Source organism: Paenibacillus illinoisensis NBRC 15959 (assembly GCF_004000925.1).
In the GTDB taxonomy this organism is placed as follows: domain Bacteria; phylum Bacillota; class Bacilli; order Paenibacillales; family Paenibacillaceae; genus Paenibacillus; species Paenibacillus illinoisensis.
Map to the genome: position 1 here is coordinate 191,607 of NZ_BIME01000002.1, position 17,146 is coordinate 208,752.

General features: G+C 45.3%; 20 protein-coding genes. 10 read left to right on the forward strand and 10 right to left on the reverse strand.

Going from position 1 to position 17,146, the window contains the following annotated elements; all coding sequences use genetic code 11:
* Window positions 1–47 precede the first annotated feature (47 nt).
* Window positions 48–1,307: a serine hydroxymethyltransferase gene (locus PIL01S_RS06345; RefSeq protein WP_281280770.1), complete on the forward strand. Its 1,260-nt coding sequence runs from the start codon at window positions 48–50 to the stop codon at window positions 1,305–1,307.
* Window positions 1,308–1,326: 19 nt separating this feature from the next.
* The gene (gcvH, locus tag PIL01S_RS06350; RefSeq protein ID WP_127536767.1) at window positions 1,327–1,728 is read left to right on the forward strand and encodes a glycine cleavage system protein GcvH; all 402 of its coding nucleotides are present in this window, start codon (window positions 1,327–1,329) and stop codon (window positions 1,726–1,728) included.
* Window positions 1,729–2,044: 316 nt separating this feature from the next.
* Here gcvH and PIL01S_RS06355 read toward each other — a convergent pair whose 3' ends face one another.
* A complete protein-coding gene (locus tag PIL01S_RS06355) occupies window positions 2,045–2,656 on the reverse strand; it encodes a TetR/AcrR family transcriptional regulator (protein ID WP_127536768.1) in 612 nt (203 codons plus the stop codon).
* A gap of 176 nt (window positions 2,657–2,832) precedes the next feature.
* On the opposite strand from PIL01S_RS06355, the gene PIL01S_RS06360 reads away from it, so the two are divergent.
* From PIL01S_RS06360 to PIL01S_RS30155, 4 genes are all read left to right on the forward strand, one after another.
* Window positions 2,833–3,570 carry an SDR family NAD(P)-dependent oxidoreductase gene (locus PIL01S_RS06360; protein WP_127536769.1) on the forward strand — a complete coding sequence of 246 codons (738 nt, stop codon included), beginning with the start codon at window positions 2,833–2,835 and terminating at the stop codon, window positions 3,568–3,570.
* 120 nt (window positions 3,571–3,690) lie between these two features.
* The gene (locus PIL01S_RS29795; protein ID WP_222592015.1) at window positions 3,691–3,819 is read left to right on the forward strand and encodes a DUF6254 family protein; all 129 of its coding nucleotides are present in this window, start codon (window positions 3,691–3,693) and stop codon (window positions 3,817–3,819) included.
* Between the two features lie 362 nt (window positions 3,820–4,181).
* Window positions 4,182–4,823, forward strand: a complete 642-nt coding sequence (locus PIL01S_RS06365; protein WP_127536770.1) for a hypothetical protein — start codon at window positions 4,182–4,184, stop codon at window positions 4,821–4,823.
* 463 nt (window positions 4,824–5,286) lie between these two features.
* Complete coding sequence (locus tag PIL01S_RS30155; RefSeq protein WP_371859919.1) at window positions 5,287–5,469, forward strand: helix-turn-helix domain-containing protein; 183 nt, start codon at window positions 5,287–5,289, stop codon at window positions 5,467–5,469.
* 168 nt (window positions 5,470–5,637) lie between these two features.
* On the opposite strand, the gene PIL01S_RS06370 is transcribed toward PIL01S_RS30155, so the two are convergent.
* Window positions 5,638–6,447, reverse strand: coding sequence for a cytochrome c oxidase assembly protein (locus PIL01S_RS06370; RefSeq protein WP_127536771.1), 810 nt, complete (start codon window positions 6,445–6,447; stop codon window positions 5,638–5,640).
* Window positions 6,437–6,952 (reverse strand): DUF2243 domain-containing protein, encoded by a 516-nt coding sequence (locus PIL01S_RS06375; protein WP_127536772.1) that lies wholly within the window; start codon window positions 6,950–6,952, stop codon window positions 6,437–6,439. The genes PIL01S_RS06370 and PIL01S_RS06375 overlap by 11 nt, the downstream gene beginning before the upstream one ends.
* A gap of 327 nt (window positions 6,953–7,279) precedes the next feature.
* On the opposite strand from PIL01S_RS06375, the gene PIL01S_RS06380 reads away from it, so the two are divergent.
* A complete protein-coding gene (locus tag PIL01S_RS06380; RefSeq protein ID WP_127536773.1) occupies window positions 7,280–7,810 on the forward strand; it encodes an AAA family ATPase in 531 nt (176 codons plus the stop codon).
* 374 nt (window positions 7,811–8,184) lie between these two features.
* On the opposite strand, the gene PIL01S_RS06385 is transcribed toward PIL01S_RS06380, so the two are convergent.
* The 5 genes from PIL01S_RS06385 to PIL01S_RS06405 all read right to left on the reverse strand — a co-directional run bounded on the left by PIL01S_RS06385 (window position 8,185) and on the right by PIL01S_RS06405 (window position 12,251).
* Window positions 8,185–8,952: an ABC transporter permease gene (locus PIL01S_RS06385; protein WP_127536774.1), complete on the reverse strand. Its 768-nt coding sequence runs from the start codon at window positions 8,950–8,952 to the stop codon at window positions 8,185–8,187.
* Window positions 8,953–9,714 carry an ABC transporter ATP-binding protein gene (locus PIL01S_RS06390; protein ID WP_127536775.1) on the reverse strand — a complete coding sequence of 254 codons (762 nt, stop codon included), beginning with the start codon at window positions 9,712–9,714 and terminating at the stop codon, window positions 8,953–8,955.
* 12 nt (window positions 9,715–9,726) lie between these two features.
* Window positions 9,727–10,590, reverse strand: a complete 864-nt coding sequence (locus PIL01S_RS06395) for a pentapeptide repeat-containing protein (RefSeq protein ID WP_127536776.1) — start codon at window positions 10,588–10,590, stop codon at window positions 9,727–9,729.
* 14 nt (window positions 10,591–10,604) lie between these two features.
* Entirely contained in the window at window positions 10,605–10,934 is a 330-nt protein-coding gene (locus PIL01S_RS06400; RefSeq protein WP_127536777.1) for a PadR family transcriptional regulator, read from the reverse strand.
* A gap of 297 nt (window positions 10,935–11,231) precedes the next feature.
* Window positions 11,232–12,251 (reverse strand): alpha/beta fold hydrolase, encoded by a 1,020-nt coding sequence (locus tag PIL01S_RS06405; protein WP_127536778.1) that lies wholly within the window; start codon window positions 12,249–12,251, stop codon window positions 11,232–11,234.
* Window positions 12,252–12,390: 139 nt separating this feature from the next.
* Between PIL01S_RS06405 and PIL01S_RS06410 the strand changes: the two genes are divergently transcribed.
* The gene (locus PIL01S_RS06410; protein ID WP_127536779.1) at window positions 12,391–13,299 is read left to right on the forward strand and encodes a LysR family transcriptional regulator; all 909 of its coding nucleotides are present in this window, start codon (window positions 12,391–12,393) and stop codon (window positions 13,297–13,299) included.
* Between the two features lie 135 nt (window positions 13,300–13,434).
* Here PIL01S_RS06410 and PIL01S_RS06415 read toward each other — a convergent pair whose 3' ends face one another.
* Window positions 13,435–13,962 (reverse strand): DinB family protein, encoded by a 528-nt coding sequence (locus PIL01S_RS06415; RefSeq protein ID WP_127536780.1) that lies wholly within the window; start codon window positions 13,960–13,962, stop codon window positions 13,435–13,437.
* Between the two features lie 398 nt (window positions 13,963–14,360).
* Between PIL01S_RS06415 and PIL01S_RS06420 the strand changes: the two genes are divergently transcribed.
* Window positions 14,361–14,732: a winged helix-turn-helix transcriptional regulator gene (locus PIL01S_RS06420; RefSeq protein ID WP_127536781.1), complete on the forward strand. Its 372-nt coding sequence runs from the start codon at window positions 14,361–14,363 to the stop codon at window positions 14,730–14,732.
* Window positions 14,733–14,896: 164 nt separating this feature from the next.
* Window positions 14,897–15,613, forward strand: a complete 717-nt coding sequence (locus PIL01S_RS06425) for a 3-ketoacyl-ACP reductase (protein ID WP_127536782.1) — start codon at window positions 14,897–14,899, stop codon at window positions 15,611–15,613.
* Between the two features lie 136 nt (window positions 15,614–15,749).
* On the opposite strand, the gene PIL01S_RS06430 is transcribed toward PIL01S_RS06425, so the two are convergent.
* Window positions 15,750–17,102 (reverse strand): MATE family efflux transporter, encoded by a 1,353-nt coding sequence (locus PIL01S_RS06430; protein WP_127536783.1) that lies wholly within the window; start codon window positions 17,100–17,102, stop codon window positions 15,750–15,752.
* Window positions 17,103–17,146 lie beyond the last annotated feature (44 nt).

Consider the following 17,146-nt stretch of genomic DNA (forward strand, 5'->3'; position numbering starts at 1 on the left):
GGTTCACTGTCCCTTTTTTTATATATTATCCTAAGGAGGACATTTACTTGAGTTTATTAAACTATGATTCCGACATTTATGCTGCGATTGAACGAGAGCACGACAGACAATTAGAGACGCTGGAGCTGATTGCTTCCGAAAACATCGTGAGTCCGGAGGTCATGGAGGCGATGGGGACGGTCCTGACGAACAAGTACGCGGAAGGTTATCCGGGGAAAAGGTATTATGGAGGCTGTGAACATGTGGACGAAGTTGAGATTCTGTCGATGGAGAGGGCGAAATTGCTGTTTGGTGCCCAACATGCCAACGTTCAGCCCCATTCAGGTGCGCAAGCCAATACGGCCGTGCTGTTCCACTGGCTGAAGCCGGGCGACAAGCTGATGGGGATGAACCTTTCTCAGGGGGGGCATTTGACTCACGGAAGCCCGGTAAGCTTATCGGGCAAATGGTTCGAAGCAGTCTCCTATGGAGTGGATGAGCGATCTCATCTGATCGACTACGACCAAGTAGAGTCGGTGGCCCACAAGGAAAAGCCGGCCCTGATCATCGCCGGAGCCAGCGCTTATCCACGGATCATTGATTTTATAAAGTTCAAGGAGATTGCGGACAGAGTTGGTGCGAAATTCATGGTCGACATGGCACATATCGCTGGACTTGTGGCGGCAGGAGTGCATCCGTCTCCGGTTCCATATGCCAACGTTACAACAAGTACGACGCACAAAACGCTGCGCGGTCCGCGCGGTGGACTACTGTTGACGAACGACGAAGAAACGGCTAAAGGGCTGAACAAGTCGATTTTTCCGGGTATCCAAGGCGGTCCGCTCATGCATATTATTGCGGCCAAAGCCGTAAGCTTTCGAGAGGCACTGGAGCCGTCATTCCAAGCGTACGCGAAGAAGGTCGTCAGCAATGCTGGAACGCTTGCGGACACATTGATGGCAGAAGGTGCAACACTCGTCTCCGGAGGCACAGATAACCATTTGATGCTGATCGACGTTCGTCCGTGGGGACTCACGGGCAAAGAGGCCGAAAGATTGCTCGAGCATGTTGGCATTACAGTGAACAAAAACACGATTCCTGGAGAGACGACCAGTCCGTTCGTCACGAGCGGCATCCGTATTGGCACCCCGGCACTGACTACGAGAGGTATGGACGAAGAAGAAATGATAAGACTGGGACGCTGCATCGCAAGAGCCTTGAGACATCGAGACGACCCGGTAGTCATTGCCAAAGTAAGAGAGCAGACTGCTGAGCTTGCCGGGGCGTTCCCTCTCTTCTCGAGGGGGCAGCTTCAGAAAAAAATGTAGACCGAGAGGGTGCCGATGAATGAGCGAAGTCAAAGCTGGATTGGGTTATACGGTTGAGCATGAGTGGGTGGAGGTGCGGGGATCTAGCCTTGTTAGGATCGGTATTACGGATTATGCGCAAAGACAGCTTGGTGACATCGTATTTGTAGAAGTGGCGAAAGTGGGAACAACGCTTCAAGCGAACGAGACGGTGGGTACGATTGAATCGGTCAAAACAGTATCGGACTTATTCAGTCCAGTTAGCGGTACAGTTACGAGGGTTAACGATCAGTTACTGGATGCTTCTGAAAAAGTCAACGACGATCCCTACGGGCAAGGCTGGATCGTCGAGATAGAAATAGACAGCGATGCGGCTGAAGCAGTATCGCTTCTGCTGAATGCTGTCAATTATGCTGAACTTATTGGCACGAAGTCAGCGTGATGATAGTAACAGGATGTCGTCTCAGCTGCCTGGAAGTCATGAAGCAAGAACAGCATCCTCCTGGTAAAAATCAAATCGCTTAAGTAATTATCAACCGAATTATGAAGAAAGCGTACTGTGATTTAAGCGAATGACTGCCTGTGAAGTTTGCGGGCAGTCGTCACAACAACAGGGGCCGGCCAAGAATATACAATCTGTTAAAGTCGCTATTAGCGGCTTTTTTTGCTTTTAAGGTATATTCGAATCCGCTTAAACTTGAAAAACTTTGACGTATGGTGGAAAATGCCTTATTTAGTTGAACCGCAAAACAAAGTATTTAATCCAGTTTATCCCCCACATAATAAAAAGAGTGAATATGCGTTTTGGTGAGTTCAATTACGTTATGGATAAACGCGTCCCGTGACTCACGAAATCCGCTTAAAATCCAATTGTTCAATAGTCCAAAAAAACCGTATGCAGTATAGTACTTGAAATACTCCATGTTGACAGGGGAGTTATTGATCGTTTCGAATACAAATTGCTCTTCATAAATTTTGAGCATGGTTTGCGGAAAGCCTGTATGCAGACCAGGTAACGTATCATCGTATTGGATTAATTCGAAGAAGTCACGGTGTTCATAAATATAATCCACGATTTGAAAAGATTCGACGTTAAGCTTGTTTGTGAGGACCTTTTGACCGTGCCAGTAGGGTTTACCTGTGGCTTTTCTCAACCCTTCAAGCTTCATGATCAATAACTCCTCGGCAAGAACGAATTTATCCTGGTAATGCAAATAAAAGGTGCTGCGATTGTAACCCGCTTGATCAACGATGTCTTTGACAGACACAGCATGGAAGCCTTTTTTCTTAATGAGCTGAATCAGAGCGGCTTTGAGATGTTCCTTGGTTCGATTACGATGTTGAGAAGTCACAGTAAGTTCATCATTCATTCAAAAAATCTCCTATAAATTTAGACATTGTTTAGAGAAGTGTCTAGAAGGTAGACACTTGGCTTTATCTTAATGATTGGATTGTTACAATTTTAAGCATACAATTAGTTTTGTAAACATCATATAGCACTATTGATATAGGCGCTATTCAAAATAGTATACTGGAGGATTTAGTCATGGGCAAACTACAAGACAAAGTAGCAGTCATCACAGGAGGAGCATCCGGAATTGGTGCAGCGACAGCTCGTCTATTCGTTTCCGAAGGAGCCAAAGTCGTCCTGGTGGACTTAAATGAAGAAAAAGGCAAAGCGTTTGAGCAGGAGCTGAAAGCGCTTAACGCGGAGGCTCTATTTATCAAAGCCAACATCACAAGCGAACAAGAGGTTGCTGAGATTTTCAAACAAACCGTTGAAGCTTTTGGCAAAGCGGACATCGTATTCAACAACGCAGGAATCGGACGTGTTCATCCGTCGCACGAGCTGGACTATGCCGAGTGGCGTAATACGGTTAATGTCGATCTGGACGGAGTATTCCTGGTTGCGCGTGAATCTATTCGTGAAATGCTCAAAATCGGTGGAGGCACAATCGTTAACACGGCATCCATGTATGGATGGGTTGGTTCACCTGGTTCTGCAGCCTATAATGCAGCCAAAGGCGGCGTTGTGAATTTGACTCGTTCGCTGGCGTTGGAATATGCAGAGAAAAACATTCGCGTCAACGCACTATGCCCAGGTTTTATCGATACACCGATTATTCCTGAAGAGAGCAAGCAGGCTCTTTCTGCTGCAACACCGATGAAACGTCTTGGTCAAGCGGAAGAGATGGCTAAAGCCGTTCTGTTCCTGGCCAGCGATGATTCGTCTTACATGACAGGAAACAGCCTGATCGTGGATGGTGGATACACTGCTCAATAAGAGCGGGTGACTTCTGAATAGTGGATTATTGAAGATGAAGCTGTACGTGAATGAAAGTCAGTGATAATTCACATCATAGAAAAGTAGTATCACTCTAATTTCCTGAGGAGGAGATCTTTTATGGCTCGCCAGAAGAAAAGGCAGGAAGCTGCTTGGAAGTCACGAAAGCAAGAACAGCATCCTCATGGTAAAATCAGATCGCTTAAAGAAATATCGAGCGAATATGACGAGAAGAATACTACGGTATAAATGTAAGACTGCCGGCGACAATGCTGGCAGTCTTCTCAATTCGCATATTAAACTCTGAAGATGACAAATGCTTGGCGCAGCAAGCGAGCATTATCATATTCAAGAAACGGATTTATTCAAAGTCGCAAACGAGCGGCTTTTTTTGTTTTATGGATCAATGTCAATTTCACCAGATAAAATCTAAATTAGTAGGTAGAGGAGCAGAAGATAAAATCTAGAGGATTGGTAAAAATGGATGTGTGCACTATATTGTTATGGGTAATAGTCTATTGTAGGCAACATAAGCAAGTTTTGGTGCGTTTGGCATGTTGAACACATATTCTATCCAGACCAATAGGTCAGGTTTGAGAGGAGCGTTTGTTATGAAAAATCGCTATCCCTTTCGGCTAAACATTCCGATTTTTATCATGGTCGTCATGATTTCCGCTTGTACAGGTGAGACAGAACCTGTGGCCACCCCCGAAACGGTTGCTCCAGAAGCTGAATCCGTATCGCCACCTTCATCAGAACAGGGACAGGAAGAATCTGTTGAAGCGAATCGCCCGGAGACGGAGAGTTTTGAACTAATGACCGCTGAAGGTAATCAATCCATGGAGGCGGTCCTGCATCAGGGTGAAGGATTTTCCTTGTATGTCTTTGAAAAGTTTGCCTTCGATGAGACAGCAGGTCGCTTGTCGTTAAGAAGTGATCCGGATTATTATGTGGACATTGAACCGCTGCCTTCCGATTATGATCTGACTCAGCTTGAAGCTGCAGGCAAGGAAGAGATCAGTGGACTTGGTGAAGTATCCGATTATAGTGGGGAGTTGGTTGAGCATCCTCTTGGTTCTCCGGAACTTTACCTTCAAGCTTCCGGGGAGGAAGGCATAAGTGATTATATGGTGTGGACATCAGAAGCAGGGGATCCATTTCTGTTCCGCCTTCATAATCCGAAAGGGGAAGAAGCCCCCGATTTTGCCGGACCCGTTCTAGTTTCCCTGGCAACCGTACAAAGTGATAAGTAATGTTGAATTTCTTTTATATGCCCAAATACTGTTGATTCTCATAGAAAGTCACTAATATAGTGGCTTTCTTTGTTGTGTATAACGAAGTTATTGTCCCGGGTTGAGTGCAGAAATGTGTGCCTATTGCCGTAAGGATTTTATCAGTTTGCGGACAAACCATATGAATAAAAGAATGACTAAGAGCAGAATGATGATTCCAGGAAAACCAATACTACTAAACATGATACCCCTCCAATATTATCCATGAATTACTTTGGTTCATTATAACATAGGAAATAGATTGATCATTTCAAGCTTCAAATCCAATTCACAGATGTTTCTGATTTTACGTTCACCATTACATATTTGAAAATAAGTGCGCTCTTATGAGAAACATCAAAGCTTGATTATTGGGGGATTTTAGTGGGTGAAACAGCATTAACACAGGGTTTTCGGGTACCCGCGTCCTGTAAAGGCCATATGAATGAAATGTCCTCCAGGTTGTACAATTCACCGTAACACAGGGGCATCCCGGCTGGACAACCTAGGGAGGATCATGGGCATTCCGCTCAAGGACCCGGAAAATCTGCTGCTGCTAAATCTGGTTTTTCTGTTCCGCAGGCTGCTCAAAGCAGAGGAGGGGGAGGTTCCGGTAATTGCCTCCTAACTCTGGACTACAGAAGACGTTATCGCACATCTTAATTCCGAATTAAAAACACAGTCTGCACTTCGCATGCAGGCTGTGCTTGATTTATAAGCTCTTCTTCATGATATTTGTCTGAAATGGGCGACGTAAGGGAGGTACTATTGTTGGAAAGTAAGCTGGAGGATATCTCTAGCTCATGATTAAGCCAGTTCTAGGGCGAGTTGCTCTAAACCAATGCAAACATAATATGAAGATAATGACTATATCAACAGCATCTCCACCATAGTACATGAGCATGCCTCCAACCCTGGCTTGATCCAAAGGTACACCGGTAGGCGGGTGTGCATAGATCAGCTTGGACAACATGCCATGACCTGCTAAAGAAATCACTAGTATGATGGAGCGGTACAAAAAGGAGAGCCGGTGGGGCATGGGTTCTATGTAAATAATGGACATGGTAAACAGATAACCTGCTGCGAATATGTGGAAATGAACAACGAGATACAGAAGTGTATTCTCATGCATGAGTGAGTATAGGTTTGTAGTGTATAGTATCCAGAGTCCTCCAATATTAAGGAGCGAAGTGATCATAGGGTGAGTCAATATCCGGGACGGCCAACTTCGCAGAAGACGTGTAAGATGCCTGGCTAATGGTGTGCTTAGCGATTTCAGCAGCAGAGTCATCGGTGCAGACAACACCATAAGCAGTGGTGCAAGCATACCCAAAAGTAAATGACTGAACATGTGGGCCACGAAATCAGTATGGGCCAGATCTGCAAGAGGTCCCGCAACGGCCATAACCGCCAAAAGAGTGCCGATGGACCAGAGAACAGTCCGGTATATTGGCCAGGATTTCTTACGAATGGAACGGACTGCAGCATAAATATACATCCCAAACGCGAGTGCAAAAGGTAGTGCCAGAATCAGCTGTGGTACGATCCCCGCCATATGATCCAGCTCAGTTCCATGGTGATGATGAATGTGAGTATTAATGTTCATAGGAGTGAGCCTTTCCTGAGAATGGTCTGCTTCTTGTGCGGTACATAAGACTGAGCCCCGTCAGGATCATTAGAGCAGCAAGGACGTTCCATACCAGGTCGTAGAGAATAACATTTTCCACATAACGAATTTGATGGATTCCCATGAGTTTGTGTTGAATGAGTCCATCATACAACTGGAAGCTACCCGCTCCAAGAAGAAGGCCTCCCGACCATCTCGTAAGCCAAAATGCGATTCGTCTTCGAAGATCTGCATACATAAACAATCCTCCGATGGTAGCGAACCAACTAAAAGCATGAAAAAGACCATCTGAAATCAGACCAACCTCTGTGGTCGCCTTGTCATAAAAATGATGCCAGTGCAGCAGCTGATGGAAAACGGTCTCATCGATAAAGGCAACCAAACCAATGCCGAAGAGAATCCCAGACCATAGGTTACGATTCGAATAAACGAAGCGATTCATTATCTTCGGGTCCGAATTTTCGTTTTGAGTTTTGCTCGGCATGAATTCACCTCCACCAAAAAATACTTTATTATCCAATATACCCATATGAATGAATTGTACTCAGTTGCAAAACAAACCAGTATGAAAATGCCCAAATGAACATTTAGACCGCTAATGCAGCGGCTTTTTTTGTTATTAAGGACCAAGTCCCTGTCCCTGTCTCGGGCGAACTTGCATCCGAAGGCTTTCTTTTAAAAGGACTTTAAACTTAGGGCGAGGATAGTTCCATAAGTTGTATAATCATGGTAGTAAACAGGTATGTATTGATGTCGAAATTCGGTGTCTAACAAAGATAATCTTTTAAAATAAGGGCGGAGGCGGTATATGATGAAAGAAGCCATTTATTTAATTACAGGAGTTATGGCCTCTGGAAAGTCAACGGTATCGGAGCTGCTGGCTTCCAAGCTGGGAAAAGGTGTTCATCTACGTGGGGATATATTCCGTCGCATGATTAGTTCAGGACGCGAAGAAATGTCCGCTGAACCTTCCGAAGAAGCTGTCCGTCAATTATATTTACGTTACCGGTTAGCTGCGAATGCCGCAAAGACCTATTATGACTATGGATTTTCTGTTGTTTTGCAAGATAATTACTATGGAGGGGCACTACCCTATATGATGGAGCAGCTTAAAGATTACCCGCTTCAGGTGGTTGTGCTGTGTCCAAATGTTGAGGTGGTAAAAGAGCGAGAAAGAGGAAGGGGAAAAGTCGGGTATACCGGATTTACGGTAGAAAATTTGTATTCGGATTTTTTGAAGGAAACACCGAAAATCGGATTTTGGCTGGACAGTTCGGAGCAGTCACCAGAGCAATCGGTGAAAGATATTTTACTGCACTTCGGCGAAAATGAATCCATTTAATATTATCGACATATGACTTGTTTTCAACTCAAGGTTATGTGCAGGTTTAAGGCCCACGTATGCTGCTTAATAACAGCATACGTGGGCCTTTTGGTTGTATTGCTGCATGCTTGCATGAAGCAATAAAGGTTGTTCATTGGCATTCAACAAAGCATGTAGAAGGGAAGTAAATCAAGGGGCTATTCATACCTGAGCAAAGGATGGAAAAAACGCAGCAGCAGAAATTGAACCTGGGAAGCTAATTGTTTAAAGAGATTAATCTGCTAAAGATAATTAACTCATTAATGTTATCGAAGGAAGGTACAATCCAGTATTTTTTAAATTATTTAGGGGTGTGACCTTGAGTCATACTTAGAAGCTGAGCTGATAAGTTCTCATACCCGCTTGTTATACACTCTCATTGCAAGAATATATGCGACCAGCAGGACCCCGACACACCATGCCAAAGCAACCCATATCTCATTGCCCACCGGTTGATCTAAGAGCAGCGCACGGATCGCTTCGACAATGGAGGTTACTGGTTGGTTTTCGGCAAAGACACGAACAACCGTAGGCATCGATTCAGTTGGTACAAATGCAGAGCTGATAAAAGGAAGGAATATAATGGGGTAGGAGAAGGCACTTGCGCCATCCACGGATTTTGCGGACAGTCCTGCTATCGCAGCAACCCAGGTTAATGCCAGTGTAAACAAAGTGAGTATGCCTGCTACGCCAAGCCATGAGAGGATTCCGGCTGGTGAACGAAAACCCATGATGAGTGCAACCAAAATAATGACGGCTACGGAAATGGCGTTAGAAACCAGCGAGGTCAGGACATGCCCCCATAACAAGGTGGAACGTGAAATCGGCATGGAGTGAAACCGTTCAAATATGCCCCGCTGTACATCGATAAACAGGCGGTACGCCGTGTAGGATATTCCGCTGGCAATTGCAATGAGTAGTATGCCGGGCAATAGATAATTGACGTAGTTGTCCGTCCCGGTTTGAATAGCACCGCCAAACACATAGACAAACAGCAGCATGAAGGCAATCGGCATGATTGTAACCGTAATAATGGTGTCCATGCTGCGAAGAATATGGCGCAACGAACGTCCCAGCATTACGCTCATATCACTGAAAAAGTGTTTTTTTACCGTTTCCATTTAGTTCGCCTCCTTTTTGCCGATGACTGCGAGGAATATATCTTCAAGTGTAGGCTGCTTTTCGACGTACTCCACTTTTGCGGATGGAATCAACTTCTTCAGATCGGAGAGCGTGCCGCTGGCGATAATTCTGCCCTCATGGAGAATGGCTATTCGGTCAGCAAGCTGCTCAGCTTCCTCCAGATACTGTGTAGTCAGAAATACTGTCGTACCGCCATCCGACAGCTCTTTAACAATCTTCCATACCTCAATGCGTGCTTCGGGGTCCAGCCCGGTTGTTGGCTCGTCGAGAAAAATGATCTGTGGTTTTCCCACGAGGCTGAGAGCAATGTCGAGTCTGCGACGCATCCCGCCCGAATACGTCGATACCCTGCGGTCCGCAGCATCCGTCAGACCAAAGCGTTGAAGCAAGTCTTCAGCAATCTGACGTGGATTGTGAAGATATCGCAGTTTGGCAATCATGATCAGATTTTCCCGTCCGGTTAAAATTTCGTCCACCGAGGCGAATTGACCGGTCAGGCTGATCGCCTGCCGTACATGGTCAGGATTGGTTGCAACATCGAATCCGTTCACGGTCGCAGTTCCACTGTCTTTTTGAAGCAGTGTGGCGAGAATTTTGACAACGGTTGTTTTGCCAGCACCATTGGAACCGAGAAGGGCGAAGATGCTGCCCTTTTCCACTTCGAAATCCACGCCCTTAAGGACGTGCAGCTGTTTGTAGGATTTTTGCAGGCCAATCACTTGAATGGACTTGTTTTGCACAGGATCTCCTCCTTAGATAACCGTAACTTTGGACACATTGGCTTCCATACCTTTGAGAGCCGCATAAGTGAGTTTATCCATCATTGCACCGTCAAAGCAGACGGTCTTGATCACCCGATAATACTTGTTGGACCATGAAGACGTTGGAAAGGATACGTTTTTGAGTGTAGCGTTTTGAAATGAAACTTCGTTCAATGCCACCTTGTCAAACTTGACCCCGGTAAAGGTTTGCCCATCAAAACGCTGCCCGCTCAGATCGGAGGACTTGAACTCCACACCGTCAAAGATACAGTTATGGAAAATAGCCTTTCTAAGATCAGTTAAGGAGAACGCAACGTCAGTCAGTCTGACATTTGTGAATTTGGCCCCGTCCATACCCGACTTGCTGAAGTTCGTGCGTACCAGAACGGATTGACTGAAGCTTGCATTTGCTAGGTCCAGTGTAGAGAGGGTGCAGTCCGTCAGATTGGCGCGGTCAAAATTGGCATCCCGGACATCGCTGCTAATAAAAGAACTACCAGTCAAATCTGCATCCCTGAAATTGGAGCCTCGCAGCGCACTGGACTTGAATTGTCCTTTATGCGCGGTAACACCAGCAAAATCGCTCGTTGACAGGTTACTTGCGTTAAAGTTTGTCACTACCTGCCGTTCCAGTGAACGGGAGAGGTTGGCAACCTCCTGCACGGTTTGTTCAATATCGCCGATGCTTTCAATGGTCATCTCAAAAGCAGTTTCATCATCTTTGCCCTCAGCCTTGAGGTCACGGAACCTTTCTTGCAAATCGGAGTGCAGGTCTGCTTTTAATTCGGTGACACTTTTTACCTCATCGTACGGTGCAAAGACTCCGTTCAAATAGTGAGTGAGCTTTTCATTCATAACCTCAACACTCCTTATAATAAGTTTTCAAGCACACGTTTCGCGTACTCCCAGTTTTCTTTGTTGCTGGCATGTGTTGCTTTGCCCTTTTCGGTAATTCTAAAATACTTACGGCGTCCACCTTGAGATTCATCGCCCCAATACCACTCGATATCACCCTCCGCTTCAAGTCGCCGAACGCTGGAGTACATGGTAGCTTCTTTTAATTCGTACTCACCGCCTGAGCGCTCGGCAATCTTTTTGACAATTTCGTACCCATATCTGTCAGCTTCGGATAAGAGCCTTAGAATCATTGTATCGGTATGGCCGCGTAGTAGGTCGGATGTAATTTTGTTTTGGCTCATGTAATCACCTCGCAATTGTATAATACGTCATATTACTGTGACTGTCAAGGTAGTATTATAATCAAATTACCTTGAGTGAAAAATTGTACGTTTATCCCATCATGTTATTCAATCGTTCCTTTTCGTTATAGAAATTATCCCGACATGGATTGGTGCATGGGCTGAGAGTAGAGATGGCGTGATAAACATGAAAAAACCTCTCTTGACGTTCATGTGGTCATGACGATAGGAGAGGTTGGTTTATCACTTGTTATTGAGTAATGAAATGATAAGAGATGAATCAAAAGATGAGTCGGTTTAGCCGACTGGACTTAACGTAAGCAACCGTTTCAGATTGTCATCAATAAATTTGTTATCGGCAGGGTTAATCCCACGACCGGCGAAATGTCCCCAAATCGAATGAATCGGCTGATAGTCAGCATTAGGAATAAGGCCAGCCTCGTACTCGTTGTCTTCCGCCGTGCAGAAGAGATCCGTGCTACCTGGCATAATGCAGGCGAGCGCTTTAATACTGCTTAGCGCATGCTCGAAATTTCCGTTATAGAGGGGATTATCACTAATATCGGCATGTTGGCCTGTCCATGACATGGCGAGAACATTGTGCGGATCCATAGTCATGAAGACCTCTTCCCAGAAGCCTGCCATAAAATCTGTTAATGAGTCGAAACCAAGCTCACGGTAAAGTTTCCTTCTATAGAAAGCCTGTGAAAATCCCCATCCCGCGTAAACTCGGCCAGCCCCGCGCATGTCTGCAGTGGTCAAATGATTGAGTTGTTTCGAATCAAATTGCACGGCTGACAGGAGGGGGGCACATACTCCTTCCAGGACCGCAAACGTATGAGGCCATGTTTTGGCCACGCCTGCAAAAGGCGCGATGCGTTCCACCATATCGGGATAACTTGCCCCCCACTGGAATGCTTGAATACCACCCATGGACCACCCTACAACAAGTGCAATCTTTTGTATGCCGAATAGTTCGGTAACTAGCCGATACTGCAGAACAACATTATCATAGATGGTTACTCTGGGGAAATTCGCCCGGTCAAATGGAGGAGGCGTGTTACTGGGAGACGAGGACAATCCGTTACCTAACAGATTCGGAACGATGATAAAATATTTTTCCGGATCCAGTGCCATGCCATTTCCAATCAACCATTCATTTTGTACATGCTGGTCGCCAAAAGCCGTAGGATAGACAACAACATTATCTTTCTTCTCATTCAATCTACCGTAAGTCTTGTAAGCAAGAAAAGCATTTGGTAACGTCACGCCTGATTGCAAGGTTACATCACCCAATTTGAAGATGTCATAGTCCATATTTAGTTTCTCCCTTCAAATATAATGACTCATTATGTGTGTTTCTTGTACTCAGTATAGGTCCGTGTTACTCTCAATAAAAGTGATTAAAACTCAATATAGTGTTCAATATTTTTGATAATAAGAGGAGGAAAAATACATGGAATTGCGCCAATTAAATATGTTCCGGACTGTCGCATCGACCCTTAATTTCAGCCGGGCAGCCGAATCTATGGGCTATGTACCTTCGAACGTGACGATGCAGATCAAGGCTTTGGAGGATGAGCTGGGTGTTCGACTTTTTGACCGCTTGGGTAAGCAGCTTGTACTCACAGGAGCGGGGAAACGCTTCTTAATTCATATTGAGAGTGCTCTGGATAAATTGGATGAAGCTCGAAGCGCCGTTCATGACGATGAACAATTAAGTGGAACCTTAACAATTAGTGCCAATGAGGTTCTATGTGCCTACCGGCTTCCAGTGGTCTTTCGTCTATTCCGCTCACGGCATCCGGGAGTTCGCCTGATCTTCCGCTCCGTTCCCAACCTACAACTGAAGCACACGCTTTTTGAGGGGACCGCAGATGTGGTCTTTATGTTGGACGAACCTATTCGCTCTACAGGTCTTGCAGTGGAACCGTTGGTGGAAGAGACATTCCGTTTCTACGCTGCGCCGGATCACCCACTTGCGCAGCATACGGTATTAAAGCTTGAAGATTTTCACGGTCAAGTGTTCCTGACCAATGAGAAGGGCTGTACATATCGAACCATGTTTGACCGGGCATTTGAGAAAAAGGGGATTGATACCATTACACATTTGGAATTTCAAAATGCCGAAGCGATTAAGCAATGTGCCATGGCTGGAATAGGTATTGCGTTCCTGCCGGAATTAACAACGGAAGCCGAAGTAGATCGGGGTGAACTTATCGTTCTTCCTTGGAAAATTGCTGACTTGCACGTATATACACAAATGTTATGGCATAAGGACAAGTGGCTTTCACCCATGTTGTTATCTTTTCTGGAAGCAGCAAGGGAGGTCATTGCGAAGGAGGAAGGGTTTGATCATTTTTAAAGCTAAGGTGATCCGTAAGCGCTGAACGACGGATTAAGGAATGACGGACAGATGTTGAAATCTTCAATGAGAAAGAAGGATCAACGTCTGTCCGATAACCATAATGGGAATGACATCAAAAGGTTGAGTTAGTAATTATAATGGCACATCTACCGCATAACGATCGCGAAGAATGGACAGATGGTGCAGTTCATGTCCAACCAGAACATAAGCAATGGATCGAGCTGAAGCAGGATTATCACTAACAATTCCTCTACGCAGCCAGGCTTCCGGCGAGATGTGACGAAGCATGAGCAGGGTGGAGCTGCGTGCGGCCGCATATTCTTCGTTTAGATCGGCCACGGTGTACGCATCGAATGGATGACTTTGCATAAGGACATCCTGATCGTAACCGGGATGATTTGCTTGGTCGCCTCTGGCGATGCGAAGCAGTCGGCTGCTCATAATACGTTCATTATCCGTCAGGTGGCCAATGACCTCTTTTACGCTCCATTTGCCTTCAGCATAACGGTAATTCGCTTGCTCCTCAGTCAATGAGGACAGAACGGATTGTACGATATTGGATTGCTGCTCCAACCGTTCGATGATATTCCCTTCGGGAACCAGTTTTATGTATCCTTCATAATAAGCTGCATACTCCTCTGTCGTTGGTCTTTCAAGCATGGTAGCGCCTCCTTTGGATTTCTAGCTCTGGATTTAATTGTAGTATATGCTTGGACATATTCTCAACCTTTCAATGGCAGGAAGCTGCTCCTTTATGGTGTTAATATTTAATAGGGTGAATTAATTCTAGAGCAGAATCCGGACGAAATGAACCTTGCTTTCTTCACGAATAAGGTCCTCGCTTGTTGTTAAAGAACCTTTTGTGTGTTATCTTTCGGCCGCCTTACATATTGACAAGTTGATAGAGCAGCTTCGTGTTTCACATCCGTTTCACGTTATCGTCTTACATTCAAACATGTGATGGTATAATAGAAAGGTCGCTAAATACGTTGCTGTGTTGACCACAGTGGTAGCGAGATCGCTAACAGGAGTTTATTTCAATAAAGGAATGATATTACATGACAGATTCGCTGAGACAAGATATCCGGGATCGATTGGCCCAAAAGGATTACCATTGCGAGAAAGAGTATACGTTATCGATCCTTAGCGGCAAATGGAAAGTGGTTATTTTATGGCATTTGGGAGTGGAAGGCCCTCATCGGTTTAGCGATTTACAAAAGCTCTTTCCTAAAATTTCACATAAAATGTTGACAAGCCAGCTGCGTGAGCTAATTGAGGATGGCATAGTTCATAGAGAAGTCTATCCGGATGTCCCTCCCAAGGTTGAATATTCGATGACAGAAGTAGGAATGAGCATACTGCCCATCGTTGAAATGATGTATACTTGGGGTCTGAATCGGCTAAGTCAGCTTAAGGAAGAAATCAAGTAAATGGATGTGGCAGTTACCGTTTGGTAACCACCGCACCAAAAAGTGCATGCTTTTCATTTAAAGTAAGGGCAGTTAGAATGGAATAGAAGTTGAGAACGATTGTTTTTAACGCTAGGTTTTAATTCAATTTAACTTATCTAAGATTCAAAGGAGCGAACAATAATATGCAGTCCATAGCAGGGAAAGTAGCATTAATTACAGGAGCGGGTCGCGGGATTGGTCGCGCGATTGCCATTGCATTTGCACAAGAGGGCATCCACGTAGGCCTTGTAGGCCGTACGCTTGAGAATTTGCAAAAGGTCAAGGAAGAACTTAAACCGTACAATGTGAACGTAGCGATTGCTGCAGCTGATGTGGCCGATCTGGATTCCATTACAGCAGCAGTAGAGTCTGTACGGGGAGAGCTCGGAGCGATCGATATTCTAATCAACAATGCGGGTATTGGCAAATTCGGCGGATTCATGGAGTTAACACCGGAAGAATGGACCAATATCATTGATGTCAATGTGAAGGGTGTATATTACACGACCCGTGCGGTATTGCCAGAGATGATGGAGCGCAACGCAGGCGATATCATTAACATTTCATCTACGGCTGGACAAAAAGGTGCGCCGCTTACGAGCGCGTATACTGCATCTAAAGCGGCTGTGAATGGACTCACCGAGTCCTTGATGCTTGAAGTACGTAAGAAAAACATTCGTGTCACGGCTCTGACCCCTAGCACCGTTGCTACGGATATGGCAGTCGAGCTCAAGTTGACGGACGGCAATCCGGACAAGGTGATGCAGCCTGAAGATCTGGCAGACCTGATTGTGGCACAACTGAAGCTGCACCCACGCGTATTGTTGAAGCATGCGGGTCTATGGTCAACAAATCCGTAAATGGATAGAAGCAAAAGTGCATTGTAAAAATTAAAAATGTACACTAGGAATATACAAAAATAAGTCGCTGCTTAAGCGGCTTATTTTTGTTTTTGCAACGTTTTGGCCTAATCACACAAATACCCGATAATATTTTCTACTGTACAAGGTGTTCCAGTTCAGGCTGCAGTTTATTCCGCAGAATAAACATCATGGCCGCACCAACGAGGAAAGCAACAGCATCCGCAATAACAAGTGACCAGACCACGCCATGGAAGCCGTTCATATGACTCGCAATGAAAAGCACAGGAATCAATGTAACTCCTTGAATAATGGACATAACAAAAGCAGCGGTTCCTTGGGCAGTTGCCTGGAAAATGCCTGTGAACAGCGTCGTCATTCCTGAGATGAACAGGGACAGAAATGTCACATGCAGAATATAGCTTCCCATTTCAATGAGCTGCGGATCACTCGTGAATAGTCCGATTAAATGATCAGAGATCAGATAAACGATGATGCCGAACCCGGCGGCTAGAACGAGAATGCTTTTAATCGTAAATCCAATGGTTTGTTTCATACGCAGCTTGTTTGCCGTAAACGTGAAAGCAATTAATGGCACAACTCCTTCACATAACCCCATTAGAATAAATTCAGGAAACTGCAGCAAACGTGATGCTATCCCGTATCCCGCTACAGCCTGATCCCCATAGTCGGCAAGAAAATGGTTCAAGAAAAGCGACATGGCCCCCAGGAAGATACTCATGATAAAGACAGGAACACCAATTTTGAATACATTGCTCAGGATGTCTTTGCTTGCCTTGAACCATTTGGCAGAAATGGTTAGTAAACGGCTTTTATTCCCCATATGAAAGGCATAGAATGCACTCGCAACCAGGTTGGAGATCACGGTAGCAGAGGCTACACCAATAACGCCCCAGTGAAAGACGTAGATGACTACCGCATCAAGTATGATATTGACGACAACACTGAGGATCATGCCGACCATCGACGTGATGGCCGCTCCTTCGGAACGTACGATATTTTCCAGTGTGAAAAACAGGATTACGAATGGCGAGCCAATCAGCATAACGGTGACATACTCTTTTGTGAATCCAAATGATTCTGTTGTTGCGCCCAGGCCATGAACGATGGGATCGACCAATGGAAGACCGATGGCCATTACCAGCAAACCGAGAGCTAAACTGCTGTAGAACGCAAAGGAAGACACATGTTTTACGTCATCATATTTCTGCTCGCCCAGCAAACGGGAAATAAAGGTGCCACTCCCTATGCCAATCAAGTTACCTAACGCCATGATGGCGGCAAACAAAGGCAAGGTTAGCGCAAGAGCGGTTAACATCGCAGTATTGCCTAGCGTACCGAGAAAATAGGCGTTCAAGATGGAGTATATGACGTTCATTGACGTGCCGAGCATCATGGGGATGGCAAAGTGAGCTACGGCTTTGGTAATTGGTGCCTTTTCGAAATAATGGAGGTTTTCTGCATCCATGTGGGTCACTACCTTCTTCATATAATTTAGTATTGCTGACAATC

Coding starts and splice junctions, on each gene's coding strand:
- PIL01S_RS06400 (WP_127536777.1), bottom strand. CDS start 10,934: ATGAGCCAAAACAAAATTACATCCGACCTACTACGCGGCCATACCGAT.
- PIL01S_RS06370 (WP_127536771.1), bottom strand. CDS start 6,447: ATGAACATTAATACTCACATTCATCATCACCATGGAACTGAGCTGGAT.
- PIL01S_RS06410 (WP_127536779.1), top strand. CDS start 12,391: ATGGAATTGCGCCAATTAAATATGTTCCGGACTGTCGCATCGACCCTT.
- PIL01S_RS30155 (WP_371859919.1), top strand. CDS start 5,287: ATGAAATGTCCTCCAGGTTGTACAATTCACCGTAACACAGGGGCATCC.
- PIL01S_RS06375 (WP_127536772.1), bottom strand. CDS start 6,952: ATGCCGAGCAAAACTCAAAACGAAAATTCGGACCCGAAGATAATGAAT.
- PIL01S_RS06365 (WP_127536770.1), top strand. CDS start 4,182: ATGAAAAATCGCTATCCCTTTCGGCTAAACATTCCGATTTTTATCATG.
- PIL01S_RS06430 (WP_127536783.1), bottom strand. CDS start 17,102: ATGGATGCAGAAAACCTCCATTATTTCGAAAAGGCACCAATTACCAAA.
- PIL01S_RS06355 (WP_127536768.1), bottom strand. CDS start 2,656: ATGAATGATGAACTTACTGTGACTTCTCAACATCGTAATCGAACCAAG.
- PIL01S_RS06380 (WP_127536773.1), top strand. CDS start 7,280: ATGAAAGAAGCCATTTATTTAATTACAGGAGTTATGGCCTCTGGAAAG.
- PIL01S_RS06360 (WP_127536769.1), top strand. CDS start 2,833: ATGGGCAAACTACAAGACAAAGTAGCAGTCATCACAGGAGGAGCATCC.
- PIL01S_RS06405 (WP_127536778.1), bottom strand. CDS start 12,251: ATGGACTATGACATCTTCAAATTGGGTGATGTAACCTTGCAATCAGGC.
- PIL01S_RS06425 (WP_127536782.1), top strand. CDS start 14,897: ATGCAGTCCATAGCAGGGAAAGTAGCATTAATTACAGGAGCGGGTCGC.
- gcvH (WP_127536767.1), top strand. CDS start 1,327: ATGAGCGAAGTCAAAGCTGGATTGGGTTATACGGTTGAGCATGAGTGG.
- PIL01S_RS06415 (WP_127536780.1), bottom strand. CDS start 13,962: ATGCTTGAAAGACCAACGACAGAGGAGTATGCAGCTTATTATGAAGGA.
- PIL01S_RS06395 (WP_127536776.1), bottom strand. CDS start 10,590: ATGAATGAAAAGCTCACTCACTATTTGAACGGAGTCTTTGCACCGTAC.
- PIL01S_RS29795 (WP_222592015.1), top strand. CDS start 3,691: ATGGCTCGCCAGAAGAAAAGGCAGGAAGCTGCTTGGAAGTCACGAAAG.
- PIL01S_RS06385 (WP_127536774.1), bottom strand. CDS start 8,952: ATGGAAACGGTAAAAAAACACTTTTTCAGTGATATGAGCGTAATGCTG.
- PIL01S_RS06420 (WP_127536781.1), top strand. CDS start 14,361: ATGACAGATTCGCTGAGACAAGATATCCGGGATCGATTGGCCCAAAAG.